The organism is Sphingomonas sp. P3_C5 (genome assembly GCF_056402635.1).
In genome coordinates, this window is sequence record NZ_JBFUHA010000001.1 from 962,478 (window position 1) to 977,220 (window position 14,743).

Consider the following 14,743-nt stretch of genomic DNA (forward strand, 5'->3'; position numbering starts at 1 on the left):
CCCGGGATGACGTCGTTCTCGCTGTACGACAAAAAGGTGCGGGCGGTGCTGTATCAGCTCGCCCTGGCGGCTGGCATTGCGGCCGCTCTGGTTGGCATCGCCGTTCAGACCGTCTCGAACATGCAGCAGCGCGGCATCCCGCTGACCTTCCATTTCTGGGATCAAACCGCCGGATTTTCCATCAATCAGGCGCTGATCCCCTATGATAGCCTTTCGACGCTCGGTCAGGCTTTCTGGGTCGGCCTGCTCAACACGTTGCTGGTCAGCGCGCTCGGCATCTTGTTCGCCTCGATCATCGGGTTCGTCGTTGGAATCTCACGCCTGTCGAACAACTGGATCGCGGCAAAGGCGGCCGCCGGATATATTGAAATCGTTCGCAACGTCCCCCTGCTTCTACAATTGCTGTTCTGGTACAACGCAGTCCTGACACCGCTGCCGAGACCAAAGGCGGCGATCCATCTCTGGGGCGGTATCGTCCTCAGCAATCGCGGCATCATATTCCCGAGCCTCGAATTCCACGGCGACGCGACCGCGGTGATCGTGGCGCTCGCTTGCGCGGTGGCCGCCTGCCTGGCTTTGATTGTCTATGGGAGACGGCGACAACGACGCACCGGTCGTCAACCCCATGTCATGGCTATCGGCGCGCTTATAGTGATGGCGTTTCCGATCAGCGCCTTCATGCTGAGCGGTGCCGGACTGGGCATCAGCTATCCGGTGCTACACAGATTCAATTTTACCGGCGGATTGCAACTCGATCCGGAATTCGCCGCCCTCCTGCTTGGATTGTCGATCTACACGGCGACGTACATCGCTGAAATCGTGCGCGGCGGCATTCAGGCCATCTCGAGGGGGCAGAGCGAGGCGGCTTATGCGCTCGGCTTGTCGCACACCAGGGCGCTCCGCCTGGTCGTCGTGCCGCAGGCGTTACGGATCATCATTCCGCCTCTCACCAGCCAATATCTCAATCTTCTCAAAAACTCCTCGCTGGCGGTGTTCATCGGCTATCCCGATCTGGTCCAGGTGTTTGCCGGCTCGGTCCTCAACGCGACTGGTGCCGCGGTCCAGGTCATGGCGATCACGCTGGGCGTCTATCTCCTGATCTCCTTGCTCACGTCCGCGGCGATGAACGCGTTCAACAGCCGCCTTGCCCGCGTGGAGCGGTAAGATGGACGATGAAATCACTCTGCGGAGCGAGGAAGCGTACGCAGCCAGCCCCTCCCTGCCGCCGCCTGACAGCTCCGGAGCGGGGCCTCTGCGTTGGGTGAAGACCAATCTCTTTTCGAGCGTGCCGTCCGGGCTGCTCACGATCGCGGTCGCGGCGCTGGCGCTATGGCTCGCCTACCAGTTGCTGGATTTCGCGGTCTTCCAGGCTGTCTGGTCCGGAAATAGCGACGTCTGCCGCGCCCATCCGGACGGCGCGTGCTGGTCCTTTATCGGCGCGAAATGGGATTATCTCTTCTACGGCGCCTATCCCGAGCAGGAACGGTGGCGAGTCAATCTGGTCGCGGCGATGGGGGCGATCCTTGCCGGCTGGCTTCTCCGACGCCGCGCCCGCCATCGCAATATCGCTGCCTGGCTGTTCTTTCTGGTCTATCCGATCGTCGCCTTTCTCCTGCTGCACGGTATCGCCCTTCTGGGCCTCCCCATAGTGGACACGATTCTCTGGGGCGGCATGCTGATCACGCTGTTGATGTCGGTGGTCGGCATCGTGTTTTCCCTGCCGTTCGGCATCATCCTGGCGCTGGGCAGGCGTTCCGAGCTGCCGATCGTCAAGGCCGTCAGCGTGACCTATATCGAAGCGGTCCGGGGGGCGCCGTTCATTACGGTGCTCTTCATGGCGAACTTCATGATGCCGCTGTTCGTCCCGGAATATCTGACGCCCGATCGTCTGCTGCGCCCCATGATCGGCACCGCCCTGTTTGCCGCCGCCTATATGGCTGAAGTAGTGAGAGGGGGGCTTCAGGCCTTGTCCAGGGGGCAGCATGAAGCCGCCGAGGCATTGGGCATCGGCTATTTTACGCGCCTGCGCCTGATCATCCTTCCGCAGGCGCTTGCGGTCGTGATCCCGGGAATCGTGTCGACATTCATCGGCCTTTTCAAGGACACGACTTTGGTCGCGGTCGTCGGCATTGCCGATTTTCTGCAGGCCGTCGAAACGGCGCGCATCGATCCGAGCTGGGCGGGCCCGACCATTTCCTCGACGGGCTATCTGTTCGCCGCGCTGCTGTACTGGACATTCTGCTTTGGAATGTCGCGCTATTCCCAATCCATCGAACGCCGCCTCCAGCGCGTTCAGGGGCGATAGGAGCGGAGATGCCGGACTCACCCAACCTCGCGGAGCCGCAGCCGACCGCCGCGATCACGTTGCGCGACGTCAACAAATGGTATGGCGGCTTTCACGCGCTCAAGACCGTGAATCTGGATGTCATGCCGGGCGAAAAGCTGGTGGTTTGCGGGCCGTCCGGATCCGGAAAATCCACGATGATCCGCTGCATCAACCGGCTCGAAGAACATCAGACCGGGCAGATCATCGTCAACGGAGTCGAGCTGACGCGGGACCTTCGCCATATCGACAGCGTCCGGCGCGATGTCGGAATGGTGTTCCAGCACTTCAATCTTTTCCCGCATCTGAGTGTGCTGGATAACTGCACCCTCGCGCCGATCTGGGTGAAGAAGATGCCGAAACAGGCCGCCGAGGACATGGCCATGCGATATCTCGAGCGGGTGCACATCGCGGACAAGGCGGGGGCCTATCCTTCGCAGCTTTCCGGCGGACAGCAGCAACGGGTGGCGATAGCGCGGGCATTGTGCATGAGCCCGAAGGTCATGCTGTTCGACGAGCCGACATCGGCGCTTGATCCGGAGATGGTGAAGGAGGTGCTGGACACCATGGTCTCGCTGGCATCGGAGGGAATGACGATGATCTGCGTCACCCACGAAATGGGGTTCGCCAGAGAAGTGGCCGATCGCGTGATGTTCATGGATGCCGGAGAAATCGTTGAGGTCGCGCCGCCACGCGACTTCTTCGAGAGACCGCAAAGGCAAAGGACGCAGCAGTTCCTTGCGCAGCTATTGCGGTGAGGCGCGCAAGCGGAAATCCATCCGGCCCTCAAAGCCGTTTCGACGTCGTTTACGACCGTAGCGGATTTGGCTCGGTCAAATGGGCGAATCAATGGGATGAATTCTCGCCCCGGGTGGAGGGCGAGGGTCTCCTCTCGCTTTGGACGGCGGACATGGATTTCCGCGCGCCTGACGCTGTCATCCAGCGACTGCGCGAGGGCGTCGATCACGGAATCTATGGCTATACGCGCCGGGATGAGCGCCATTACGAGATTGTGCGGCAATGGTTCAGCGAGCGCCATGGATGGTCGCCGGCGCTCGACTCCCTGCTTCCGGCGCCGGCCATCATGCCGACCGTCGCCGCGATCATTCGTACGTTTACGAAAGTCGGCGACGGCATCATCGTCCAGGCACCCGTCTATTCGCCCTATTATGAGGTCATTCGCGGCAATGATCGCACGCTGCTGATCAACCAGCTCAGGCTGGTCGACGATCATTACGAGCTTGATCTGGAAGGGTTCGAGGCGCTGGCTGCGTCCGGCGCCCGGGCTTTCCTGATGTGCAATCCGCACAATCCGGCCGGCAAAGCCTGGACGATCGAGGAGCTGTCTGCGTTGAACGCGGTCTGCGAGACATATGGGTTGATCGTCATATCGGACGAGATTCACTGCGATATCCGCCTATCGGAACGGCCACATATTCCCTTTCCAATGGCCGGCGACGGTGCGGCGGATCGGTCGTTCGTCTGCTTGTCCCCCACAAAGACCTTCAATCTGGCGGGAATCCCGTCGGCGGTCATCTCGGTTGCGAACAATGAAATGCGGCAGCGCCTGTTTTCCGCGATGAGCGCGAGCTTCATGCTGAACGCCAGTTATTTTGGGCGTCTCGGCCTCGAAACGGCCTATAGCGAGGGTGGCCCCTGGCTCGACGAATTAACCGGCTATCTGAAATCGAACGTCGATTTTCTCGAAGCCTTTGCGCGCGATCACATGCCGGAGATCAGGCCGATGCGACCCGACGCGTCCTTCCTGGTCTGGCTCGACGTGCGCGCGCTGGAGCGGCGGGTCGGCAACGTCCAGCAGTTTTTTGCCCGCAATGCGAAGGTGAATGTGTACGACGGATTGACCTATGGCCCGGGCGGCGAAGGGTTTGTCCGGATGAATCTCGGCTGTGCCAGGGCGGTCCTTCGCGAAGCGCTCGAGCGAATGGCGGCCGCCGTTCTAGAGGTGCGGTAGCGGTGCGGAACTGGACCTGATTGAAATGAAGCGTGAAGCAAAGCCATCGCCTGAAACCGCGTCAAATGCCGCCGAAGCGCAAATACGCGCCCGCCGCTGGACGCCGATGTACGTCGCGCTGCGTGATGCGATCATAGCGCATCGGCTGCCGCCTGGAACCAAGCTCACTGAGGACGAACTCGCGTCGATCTATGCGATCAGCCGGACGCTGGTCAGATCCGGGCTGCAGGCGCTGGCGCATGATCGTCTGGTGGTGCTGGAGCCCAATCGGGGCGCATTCGTGGCCAAACCGACGCGTGAAGAGGCCGTGCAGATATTCGAGGCACGTGCCCTGATCGAGCCGAAAGTGGCATCCCTGGCAGCAGCGCACGCCACCCGGGCCGATATCGCCCGGCTCGAAGCTCATCTGAAAGAAGAGGCGAGAACGGAGAGCACGCGCTCCGAAGGCGAGTCGATAAAGATGTCGGCGAACTTCCATCTGTTGATTGCCGACATGTCACGACAGGCGGTGCTGGTCGGCTTCGTGAGAGAGCTTCTGTCGCAATCGTCCCTGATCATAGCGCTCTATTGGAAGCGCCGGGAGACGACCTGCGAATCCTGCGCCCACAGCGCCCTGGTGACCGCCCTGGCGGCGCATAAAGGCGAGGAGGCGGCACAGATCATGAAGACTCATATCGAAGATCTGATGTCCGGGCTCGACCTGTCTCCTCAGGAAGCGAAGACCAGCAGCCTGGCGGATATCCTTGCGAGTGACGCAAGCCGGACGCGCTGAGAATCCCTCGCTCTGCTCGGTCCAGGCCCCGGCCCTTCAATGGCCCTCGGCCGTAGCGCCAACCGGCCTGATCCTGAACCACAGCGCATAGAGCGCGGGGAGGAAGGCGAGCGTCAACACGGTTCCGCCGATGGTGCCGCCGATGAGCGTGAAGGCGAGAGATCCCCAGAAGACGGAGAAGGTGAGGGGAATGAACGCGAACACCGCGGCCAGCGCGGTCAGGATCACCGGCCGTGCGCGCTGCACGGTGGCCTCGACGAGCGCGTGATAGGGAGTCATCCCGTCAGCCTCGTTCGAGTGGATTTGGCCGATCAGGATCAGGGTGTTGCGCATGATGATCCCGGCCAGGCCGATCATCCCGAGGATCGCGTTGAACCCGAATGGCTGGTCGAACAGAAGCAGAGTCGGCACCACCCCGACCAGCGCGAGGGGCGCGGTGAGCAATACCGTCGCCATCGCGGTCATCGAGCGAACCTGGAAGATGATCACAACCATCATCAGGATCAGCATGACCGGGAAGACAGCGGCCAGAGCGTTGTTCGCCTTGGTGGCTTCCTCGAGCGAAGCACCGGTCTGGATATGATAGCCCGCGGGCAGGCTGGCGATGATCGGCGCGATCTGCGTCAGGACCTGATTCGCGGCATCGGGTGGCTGGGTGCCTTCCGCAACATCAGCGCGGACGGTAATCGTCGGAAACCTGTCATACCGACGGAGGATCGGGTCCTCCATCCGCACTTCAGTATGCCCGATCTGGTCCAGCGGGATGCGCTCGCCCGCATTGCCGGCCAAGGTAAAACCATTGAGCCTCGCCGGGTCGAGCCGATCGGTCCCGGCGCTGCGCGCGACGACGCCCACTGAGCGAATGTCCTCACGGACTTCAGTCACAATCGTGCCCGTCAGGAAGGTCTGGAGCTGTTCGGCGACGTCCCGCGTCGACAGGCCGATCGCTTTCAGCCGGTCCTGATCGATGACGAAATGCAGCGCCGGCACGCGCTCGCCCCAGTCGGTGTTCACCTGCCGCAGCGATCCGTTGGCGAGCATTGCGGTGCGGACGCGTTCCGCAATCGTGCGGAGCTTCGCGACGTCGGGACCCATCACGCGAAAGGCGACGGGGAATGGAGAAGGGGGCCCGAACACGACCTGGGTGGCGCGGATCTTCGCCTCAGGGGCGAGGCCCTGGGCCGCGGCAAGACGGATTCGCCGCTTCAATATCTCCCGCTGCTTCGCATTGTCGGTCATGACGACGATCTTGGCGAAGGAGGGATCGGGCATTTCCGGGGATATATTGAGGACGAAGCGCGGCGCGCCCTGTCCGATATAGCTGGTGACGATTTTCGCTTCGGCTTGCCGCCGGAGCCAGGACTCCACCTTGATCGTGGCCGCGGTGGTTGCGGCGATCCCGGTGCCCTCGGGCAATTGCAGCTCGACCAGGACTTCCGGCCGATCGGAGATGGGAAAAAACTGCTTCTTGACGAGCCCGAGCCCCAGCAGCGCGATCAGGAAAAGCGCCGCGACGGCCAGGACCGCTATCTTGCGCCGCGCGACCAGCCCGGCGATTGCCCTGCGCAGCCTCTGATAGGCCGGCGTGCCGTAGATCGCCTCATGGCCGCCCTCGATCCGGGCGATATTGGGGAGAAGCTTCACCCCGATATAGGGCGTGAACACGACCGCGACGACCCAGGAGGTCAGCAGCGCGAACATCACCACCCAGAAGATGTTGCCGGCATATTCGCCGGCGGTCGATTTCGCGAACCCGACGGGCATCAATCCAATGGCGGTGACCAGTGTCCCGGCCAGCATCGGTGCGGCAGTGTGCCCCCACGCCCAGCTCGAGGCGAAGATCCGGTCATGCCCTTCCTCCATCTTCACCACCATCGCTTCGATGATGATGATGGCATCGTCGACCAGCAGGCCAAGGGACAGGATCAGCGCGCCGAGCGTGATCCGGTCGAAGTCGCGCCCGGTCGCCAGCATGATGATGAACACGCCCGCAAGCGTCAGCGGAACCGCGGCGGCCACCACGACGCCCACCCGCCATCCCAGGGTGATGAGGCTGATCGCGATCACCACGACGAGCGCGACGAAGAATTTCAGCATGAATTCGCCGTACGCTTCCTCGATATTGACCGACTGATCGGTGATCTTGGTGAAGCTGAGGCCGGCGGGCATTTCGCCGGTGATCGCGGCGACCTCCTTGTCGAGGTCCTTGCCGAGCTGAAGCCCGTTGTAACGATCCTTCATCACGACGCCCAGCTCGAGCGTCGGTTCGCCCTGATGGCGGATCAGATAGGTTGGCGGGTCTTCATATCCCCGCTTGATCTCGGCGATGTCCGAAAGCTGGAAGCTTCGACCGTTGGCGGTGACGGGTGTCTGCGCGATCTTGTCCAGATCGTCCAGCTGACCGTCCAGCCGCACCTGAACTTCCGGCCCTTTGGTCTCGACCGTACCGGTCGGCGCCAGGAGATTCCGGTTGTTGAGGGCCGCGAAGACGTCGCGTGGCGCAATGCCGAGAGTCGCCAGGCGATCATGCGAGAAATTGATGAAAATCCGCTCCGGCCGCTCGCCGATGATCTCCACCTTTTTGACGCCCGGCACATGCAGGAGCCGCTGCCGAATGCTCTCGGCCTCCCGCACCAGCAGCCGCTGCGGTTCGCCCTTCGCCTTGAGGGCATAGAGCGTGAAGGTGACGTCGCCGAACTCGTCGTTGAGCAGCGGCCCGATCACGCCGCTGGGGAGCTTCGCGGCTTCGTCCCCAAGTTTCTTGCGGGCCTGGTAGATCTGCTCGGGAACGACGCTGGGAGGGGCCGAGTCTTTCAGCCATAACTGGGTGAAAGCGAGCCCCGGGCGCGTGAAGGTCTCGCTTCTGTCGTACCAGGTCAGTTCCTGCATCCGCTTCTCGAGCGGTTCAGCCACCTGATCCTGCATCTCCTGCGCCGTCGCACCGGGCCAGGCAGTGACTACGGTCATCACCTTGACGGTGAAACTGGGGTCCTCGGCACGGCCGAGATTGAGGAAGGCGAACAGGCCCGCCGCCGAGATGGCGATGATGAGGAACAGCGTGACCGAGCGCTCGCGTACCGCGAGCGCCGAGAGATTGAAGCCGCTCACAGCGCTGCGGTCGCTGCGGTATCCACGCGGACCTGTTCGCCTTGATGCAGGAGATGGGCGCCGAGGGCGACGATGCGTTCGCCCGGGGCAAGGCCATGGGAGATGGTTGCGGTTTCGTCGCTGAGTCCGACGATCGTCACCCGGCGCCAGGCGACTTTCGGGTCGCTGCCAGTGAGAACCCACACGCCAGGACCGTGCCCGCTATCATAGAGTGCCGCCAATGGGATCTGCACGTCGGATGCTCTGCCGGCCAACGGCAGGGCGATGCGGACGGTGGCGCCAAGCGGCGCGGCCGCCGGCGGACCTTCCAGACTATAACGCGCATCGAAGGTTCGTGATTTCGGATCAGCTGCATCGGACAGCTGGCGCAACCGGGCGGCACCCCCCGCCGCCGCGCCGTAGATGCTGGCGCGCGCCGGCGAACCGATGGCCGGACGAACGGTTTCCGGCAGGCTGATCGTCGCCTCACGCGGTCCAGCCTGGGCGAGGCGGACGACGATCTGCCCTGCCGTTACCACCTGCCCCGGCTCCGCCAGCGTCTCGACCACGACGCCATCGGCATCGGCGAGCAAGGTGGAATAGCCAGTCTCGTTTCTCGCGACCCGCGCCTGGGCCTGGGCTGCCACCAGTTGCGCACGCGCCGATTGGGCTGCTGCCTTTATCTGATCATAGGCTGAAGCGGATACGGCGCCCGCGCCGACAAGGTCGCGGTATCGCGTTTCGTCGGCGGACGTCTGGGCTGCCCTGGCGCGGGCTGCCGCGACGGCGCCATCCTGTGTCGCTGCCGCGAGCGCCAGATCGGTCGAGTCGATCCGCATCAGCGGCTGGCCTCTCCGGACCTTTTGCCCGGCATCGACCAGTCGCGCCGTGACCTTGCCGCCGACCCGAAACCCCAGATCGCTCTGTACGCGTGCCGAGACGACGCCGGTGAATTCGCGTTCAGCGCCCGCTGCCGGGATGGGAGTCGTCACACGGACCAGCTGAGGTCCGGTCCGAGGATCGGCCTCGGATGTGCCGCAGCTGACAAGGGACAGCGACGCTGTGGTGGCGACAAGCACAGACAGAATTCGGGACGGCATGGCGGACATCTCTCATCAGGAGATATGCCGCCTGAACCAATGTGACGTATATGTCAATTGGTCACTAGTTACAATTTCAGGGTGCAAGGCTCCTCAGGACCAGGCTGATCACCTCGTTCTTCTCACGCTGCAGGTCGTCCAGATTATATTGAAGCATCACTGGGTTCACGAAGGGCTTCATCGCGCCGAGGATGGCCCGACAGGTCTCATCAAGCGGCGTCTTGCGCTCGAACTCGCCCGATTCCCGCCCCTCCAGGATAATCCGCGCGAGGATCTGCTCGATATTTTCGATATAGGAGAGGGAGGATGGCCACTTCTCGGTGCAAGAGTGGATAGCGATGTCGTAAAGCTTTCGCTCACTGAAAAACAGGGATGCACCGGTGTCAGTCACCGTCCCGACCAGTATGCGAAACTTTTCTGTCGCAGATCGGCCTGAAGGAACCGTCTCTTCCAAAACAGCAAGAATGTCGTTCAGGAATTGGCTGCAAATAGCCTCACCGATGGCCTGCTTGGAATCAAAGAACTTGTATATATAGGCCTTCGAGAATCCGATTGCTTTGGCCAGGTCGGAAACGGTGGTCTTGCCATAGCCATAATGGGCGAAATGCTCATACGCCGCAGCGATGATCTGCTCGCGGATATTGTGGTCCGCCGGGCCGCGTTGCCCGCCCACGGGGCTCTCCTGAAGGTCGCTCATTGTCCGGACGTATAGCGATAGGGCGCCCGTTTGACAACTTGTGACCAAAACGTATATTGGTTACTCGTTCAAGAAAGGAACGCGTGCCATGCGAAACGCCGGAATTGCCTGTCTCCTTCTGGCGTCGCTGGGTGCGGGCGGTTGCGCGGTTGGGCCGGATTATCACCGTCCCGAGGTTGCGTCGGCCAGCCGCTTCATCGGGCAACCGGCAGTCGCTGCGCGCTCCGCTGCCGTTCCATCGGATCTGGTGAGTTGGTGGAACGGCTTCGACGATCCCTTGATGACTCAGCTGATCGCGGAGGCGCTCGATCATAACCTCGACGTGGCACAAGCGGTCGCGCGGGTCTCCCAGGCGAAAGCGGGGCTGCGCTCCGCGAACGCCGCCTTGCTGCCATCGGCTCAGATCGCGGCCAATGCGGCTTCAGCGCATCAGTCGCTCGAAACGCCAACGGGCCGATTGCTGAGCGGCGCGCCCGGCTTCGCGCGCGACGGCGAACTCTATGACGCAAGTGTCGGCGCGAGTTGGGAAATCGATCTGTTCGGCGGGTTGCGTCGTGGGCAGGAGGCGGCGCGTGCCGGTTATGTCGCGTCGCAGGCGGAGGTCGCGGGAGCGCGAATCGCGGTCGCGGCGCAGACGGCGGAAACCTATGTCGCGATCCGTGGCTTGCAGAACCGGATCGCGATCGCGACCGATCAGATCAATACGCAGCGCCGGCTGGTCGACATCATCGAACTTCAATACCGCAAGGGCATCGCTGCCGAGCTTCAGCTGAACCAGGCGAAAGGGGCCTTGTCGCAAGTCGCCGCGACACTGCCGGTCCTGCGTCAAGCGCTCGAATCAGCCATGAATTCGCTGGACGTCCTGCTCGGATCTCAGCCCGGCAGCAATCGTGACCGGCTGGCGGCTCCCAGCCCCATCCCGGTTCCGCCCGCGATCGCTGAGGCGGGCGGGCCGGCTGAGCTCCTGCGACGGCGACCCGATCTGCTGGCAAGCGAGCAGAGATTGATCGCTGCCAATGCAAGGATCGGGGAAGCCGTGTCCCAATATTACCCCAAGCTCTCCCTTGGCGGGTTGCTCGGTACCGCGACGACTGCGGCCGGCGGGCTGTTCGGTTCAGGGGCAACGCAGGCGCAGGGGGTGCTGGGCCTGCGGTGGCGGATCTTCGATTTCGGCAGAGTCGATGCGGAAATCGCCGCGGCGCGCGGGCGCGATGCCGAGGCCTTGGCGGCCTATCGGCTGGCGGTTCTGCGCGCCTCGGAAGAGGTGGAGGATGCCTTTTCCAGCCTGGTCGAACGCGAAGCGCAGGAACGCACCCTGGGCGAGGGGGAAGACTCACTGGCCCGCGCGCGCAAAGCCTCGTTTGCCGCCTATGAAGGGGGTGTCGTCAGCCTGATTGAAGTCCTGGACGCAGACAATCGCCTGCTTGCGACCCGGGACGCGCGCATACAGGCCCGGACCGAAGCGGCCCGCGCGGCGATCTCCTCGTTCCGGGCCCTTGGTGGCGGGTGGTCAAGCGTAGAGCGGGCAGCGCTCTAGATCGGTACGCACGAGATCATGTCAGCGAATGTGCAAACATTGTACAATGTTCTGTACAGCTGAAAAGTGTCAGCACCCGCATGACATTTCCAACAGACTGAGAGTGTCGCCCCGTCGATTCAACCGCGTCTGAACCTGCGGTACCGGGCATGATCGCAGCGGGAAATCGCTGTGTCTTTCTCATTGCCGGCAACAGAAGATGCGGTTCTGCGCTGCTTAATTCAGGGCCTGGTCGAGCAGCTTCGCCAGCCTCAGGCCGCCGCGCTCGACCTGAAGCTTCGCCACCGGCACGAGCTTGTCGATCGTCGCATCGTCGAGCGTGACATGCGCTGGGCTCGGTGCGCAGGGATCGCCGGCGAGCGCGCTGGCATAGACGCTGTCGTGCGCAACCAGCCAACTCTCGCGGCTCCAGTCGGTCACGGTGCCGGCGGCGATCCGGGTGCGCACCGCGGCGGGATAGCGGCGCACCAGCGACGGCCCGGTCGTAATCGCGCGCTCCGCGAGCGGCCCGTCCCACACCGAGTGAAGGTTGAAACGGGGCGTCGAATAAATGCCATAGGTGGCGCCGACATCATTGCCGCCCTTGTCGTCCTTCTCGCCGGCATGGAGCGGCTGGTGGAGATCGCCGACGAAGTGGATCAGGAACATGAGCGCCTGGACACGGTCCTTCGCCGTCGCGTGCCTGTCCCTGAGCAGCTTCACGTCACGCTCAATCTGTGCGGACACGCAATTGCCGTCCTTGCAGGGCTCTACCAGCTCGAAGGGCTTGCAGATGTTCACGTCCTGGAAGTGCCAGGCAAAGGCGTAATCATAGGGCCGCTTGCCGTCGGGGTTCTTGATCGTCTTGATGCAGTCCGCCCAGACACTGGCTTCCTCGATCGTCCGCGTCGGGCAGGTCGGCGTGTCGAGCAGAGCGGTCGACTGACGGAGCAGCCGCTCGATCGCCACCCGGGTCTGCGGGCGGACATTGGCGCGCGCGATCTCGGCGACCGTCTGGTGGCCATATTCCCAATAAGCGGCGGCGGGGGATGCGGTGGCGGCAAGCGCGACGGCGGCGAGAGCGGGGAGGATGCGACTCATGCCGATTGCTCTAGCCGCTGCGGGTTTGAGGTGGAAGCGGGCGGGGGCGGCTATTCGTCGCCGTAGATGGCAATCCGCCGCGCGCCGTTCGAATCGGTCATCGCCCTGAACATGCCGGCCGTATTGAAGCTCCACACAGTATCGCCGCCCGGCGCGGTCACGATCACGCCGCCTCTGCCGCCAAGCGCCTTCACCTCCGCCATCACTGCGTCGGCCGCCGCCTGCAGCGGCTCTTCCGCCAGTCTGACTCGCGCGCAGATCTCATGCGCGACGCCAAGGCGGATGAAATACTCCCCCGATCCCGTTGCGGACACCGCGCAGGCGTGATCATCGGCATAAGTACCGGCGCCGATTAGTGGCGAATCGCCGATCCGGCCCCAGCGCTTGCCGGTCACGCCGCCGGTCGATGTCGCCGCCGCGCTATGGCCATGTATGTCGAGCGCAACGGCGCCCACCGTCCCGTACTTCATGTCGACATCGAAGGAGTCGGCGCCGCGGGCTTTCAGCTCCTCGAGCTGGCGCCGCCGTTCGGGCAATATGAACCAGTCCTGCCCCGCCTGTTCGAGGCCATGGTCGCGCGAGAATTGGTCGGCACCTTCCCCGCCGAGCAGCACGTGCCTGCTTTCCGTCATCACCGCACGGGCGAGGCTCACCGGGTTCCGTGTCGCCGTCACGCCGGCGACAGCGCCCGCCGCGCGGCTGCTTCCGTCCATGATTGCGGCATCAAGCTCGGCAACGCCTTCATGGCTGAGCGCCGCGCCGCGCCCCGCGTTGAAGTGTGGATCGTCCTCGAGCACCCGCACTGCCGCTTCGACAGCATCCAACGCAGTGCCGCCAGCGGAGAGGATTGCCGATCCGGCCTCCAGTGCCGCCGCCAGACCCGCCCGGGCACCAGCATCGAACTCGTCTGTAATGCGGTCGCGAGTCATCATCCCGGCCCCGCCATGGATCACCAACGTCCAGCCTGCCGCATCGCCCATCGTCAGGCCTGCGACGCCAGCACAGTGGCGCGCCCGGATCGCGCGGGCTTGGCCCGCAATCCAATCAACGGGCGCAGCCAGCTGATCTCGCGTCCGAGCAGGTAAAAGGCCCAGCAGCCAGCGATCGTCGCCACCACGAGAATGGCGAATTCAGCGGCCGGGGGCAGATACTGGCCGAGCAATATCCATTCGACTCCGACGATCACGGTCTGGTGGATGATGTAGAAGGGGAACACTGCCTCGGTCAGTGTCTTCCGCCACGGGTGATCATGGTTCCAGAAGCGTTCGGCCACGCCGATCAGCGCGATGATCGCGCACCAGCCCTGCACGGTGCGGGCAGTTGCGAAGATATAGCCGAAGGGCGGGTTTGGCATTGCACTGCCGGGCCAGCGCCACTCGATGGCGGCAACGATCGCATAGCTTAGGATCGCGACCACCGCTGCCGCTTTCCACCACCGGCCGATCGCCGCCATCGCCGGAGCCGAGCGGGCGAGACCGAAGCCGAACAGGAAGCCGGGCAGATAATGGAGATGGGCGATGGTGTCGTTGATCAGGTCATGCGTCTCGCGCGCGCCCTGCAGCGCCATATCGACCAGCAACAGCCACGCGATCGGCACGATCACCACCGCGACCGTCCCGAACGCACGGTCGAAAAATGCCTGCGCGCTTCGGCCCCGGCTCAGCCAGATTCCCGCCGCCAGCAGCATGGTGTAAAGCCAGAGATAGACCACGAACCAGAGATGCTGCCAGGTCGGGAGGATGATGCCTTCGAGGCTGCCGAAGCGGAAGTAATCGTGGAACCAGAACCAGCCGAAACTCTGGGCATAGCCATGCTTGCCCATCAGCTCGATCCAGGGCTGCAGCGGCACGACCACCGCCATGCCGAACATCAAGGGGATCAGCAGCCGCTTGCTGCGCGAACCGACAAAGCCGCCAACCTCGCCGCCCTTCAGCAGCAGGGCACGGCTGGCATAGCCCGATACGACGAACAGCAGCATCAGCCGCCAGCTATTGGTCGCAAGCATCGGGATCGCGACCCATTCAGCCGGGTGGCTGGTCTTCACATGGAAGTCCCAAGGCACGAACACCATGCCGACATGATAGAAGATAAGAAGGCCGAAGGCGCCGATACGCAGCCAGTCCAGGCCGTAATGCCGATCCATCAGCGGCCTTTAGCGCCTCAGTCCGCGATAGC

Annotated in this window: 12 protein-coding genes; 6 read left to right on the forward strand and 6 right to left on the reverse strand. The window is 63.3% G+C overall.

The genetic code is table 11. The features are described from left to right. Positions 1-6 precede the first annotated feature (6 nt). The 5 genes from AC1DVS_RS04690 to AC1DVS_RS04710 all read left to right on the forward strand — a co-directional run bounded on the left by AC1DVS_RS04690 (position 7) and on the right by AC1DVS_RS04710 (position 5,067). Positions 7-1,164, forward strand: coding sequence for an amino acid ABC transporter permease (locus AC1DVS_RS04690; protein WP_478020677.1), 1,158 nt, complete (start codon positions 7-9; stop codon positions 1,162-1,164). Between the two features lies 1 nt (position 1,165). Next, positions 1,166-2,305, forward strand: coding sequence for an amino acid ABC transporter permease (locus AC1DVS_RS04695; RefSeq protein WP_478020679.1), 1,140 nt, complete (start codon positions 1,166-1,168; stop codon positions 2,303-2,305). Between the two features lie 8 nt (positions 2,306-2,313). Then, positions 2,314-3,081: an amino acid ABC transporter ATP-binding protein gene (locus AC1DVS_RS04700; RefSeq protein ID WP_478020681.1), complete on the forward strand. Its 768-nt coding sequence runs from the start codon at positions 2,314-2,316 to the stop codon at positions 3,079-3,081. Further along, complete coding sequence (locus AC1DVS_RS04705) at positions 3,078-4,295, forward strand: MalY/PatB family protein (RefSeq protein WP_478020683.1); 1,218 nt, start codon at positions 3,078-3,080, stop codon at positions 4,293-4,295. Before AC1DVS_RS04700 ends, AC1DVS_RS04705 begins: the two co-directional genes overlap by 4 nt. Before the next feature lie 106 nt (positions 4,296-4,401). After that, on the forward strand, positions 4,402-5,067 hold the full coding sequence (locus AC1DVS_RS04710) for a GntR family transcriptional regulator (protein WP_478020685.1): 666 nt from the start codon (positions 4,402-4,404) through the stop codon (positions 5,065-5,067). 36 nt (positions 5,068-5,103) lie between these two features. On the opposite strand, the gene AC1DVS_RS04715 is transcribed toward AC1DVS_RS04710, so the two are convergent. The 3 genes from AC1DVS_RS04715 to AC1DVS_RS04725 form a co-directional block, all read right to left on the reverse strand. Beyond that, a complete protein-coding gene (locus AC1DVS_RS04715) occupies positions 5,104-8,175 on the reverse strand; it encodes an efflux RND transporter permease subunit (protein WP_478020687.1) in 3,072 nt (1,023 codons plus the stop codon). Beyond that, positions 8,172-9,146: an efflux RND transporter periplasmic adaptor subunit gene (locus AC1DVS_RS04720; RefSeq protein ID WP_478020689.1), complete on the reverse strand. Its 975-nt coding sequence runs from the start codon at positions 9,144-9,146 to the stop codon at positions 8,172-8,174. The genes AC1DVS_RS04715 and AC1DVS_RS04720 overlap by 4 nt, the downstream gene beginning before the upstream one ends. 184 nt (positions 9,147-9,330) lie before the next feature. After that, complete coding sequence (locus tag AC1DVS_RS04725; protein WP_478020691.1) at positions 9,331-9,951, reverse strand: TetR/AcrR family transcriptional regulator; 621 nt, start codon at positions 9,949-9,951, stop codon at positions 9,331-9,333. An 88-nt stretch (positions 9,952-10,039) separates the two neighbouring features. Here AC1DVS_RS04725 and AC1DVS_RS04730 point away from each other — a divergent pair, with 88 nt between their 5' ends. Continuing rightward, positions 10,040-11,488 (forward strand): efflux transporter outer membrane subunit, encoded by a 1,449-nt coding sequence (locus tag AC1DVS_RS04730; RefSeq protein ID WP_478020693.1) that lies wholly within the window; start codon positions 10,040-10,042, stop codon positions 11,486-11,488. Positions 11,489-11,704: 216 nt separating this feature from the next. On the opposite strand, the gene AC1DVS_RS04735 is transcribed toward AC1DVS_RS04730, so the two are convergent. From AC1DVS_RS04735 to AC1DVS_RS04745, 3 genes are read right to left on the reverse strand one after another with little or no spacing between them, the layout of a single operon-like run. Beyond that, the gene (locus AC1DVS_RS04735) at positions 11,705-12,568 is read right to left on the reverse strand and encodes a S1/P1 nuclease (protein ID WP_478020695.1); all 864 of its coding nucleotides are present in this window, start codon (positions 12,566-12,568) and stop codon (positions 11,705-11,707) included. A 50-nt stretch (positions 12,569-12,618) separates the two neighbouring features. Next, entirely contained in the window at positions 12,619-13,548 is a 930-nt protein-coding gene (locus tag AC1DVS_RS04740; RefSeq protein ID WP_478020696.1) for an isoaspartyl peptidase/L-asparaginase family protein, read from the reverse strand. Between the two features lie 2 nt (positions 13,549-13,550). Continuing rightward, positions 13,551-14,711 carry an acyltransferase family protein gene (locus AC1DVS_RS04745; RefSeq protein ID WP_478020697.1) on the reverse strand — a complete coding sequence of 387 codons (1,161 nt, stop codon included), beginning with the start codon at positions 14,709-14,711 and terminating at the stop codon, positions 13,551-13,553. Positions 14,712-14,743 lie beyond the last annotated feature (32 nt).

Excerpts from the sequence above, each read along its gene's own strand:
- AC1DVS_RS04690 (WP_478020677.1), top strand. The coding sequence starts at position 7 with ATGACGTCGTTCTCGCTGTACGACAAAAAGGTGCGGGCGGTGCTGTAT.
- AC1DVS_RS04695 (WP_478020679.1), top strand. The coding sequence starts at position 1,166 with ATGGACGATGAAATCACTCTGCGGAGCGAGGAAGCGTACGCAGCCAGC.
- AC1DVS_RS04700 (WP_478020681.1), top strand. The coding sequence starts at position 2,314 with ATGCCGGACTCACCCAACCTCGCGGAGCCGCAGCCGACCGCCGCGATC.
- AC1DVS_RS04710 (WP_478020685.1), top strand. The coding sequence starts at position 4,402 with ATGTACGTCGCGCTGCGTGATGCGATCATAGCGCATCGGCTGCCGCCT.
- AC1DVS_RS04725 (WP_478020691.1), bottom strand. The coding sequence starts at position 9,951 with ATGAGCGACCTTCAGGAGAGCCCCGTGGGCGGGCAACGCGGCCCGGCG.
- AC1DVS_RS04730 (WP_478020693.1), top strand. The coding sequence starts at position 10,040 with ATGCGAAACGCCGGAATTGCCTGTCTCCTTCTGGCGTCGCTGGGTGCG.
- AC1DVS_RS04735 (WP_478020695.1), bottom strand. The coding sequence starts at position 12,568 with ATGAGTCGCATCCTCCCCGCTCTCGCCGCCGTCGCGCTTGCCGCCACC.
- AC1DVS_RS04740 (WP_478020696.1), bottom strand. The coding sequence starts at position 13,548 with ATGGGCGATGCGGCAGGCTGGACGTTGGTGATCCATGGCGGGGCCGGG.
- AC1DVS_RS04745 (WP_478020697.1), bottom strand. The coding sequence starts at position 14,711 with ATGGATCGGCATTACGGCCTGGACTGGCTGCGTATCGGCGCCTTCGGC.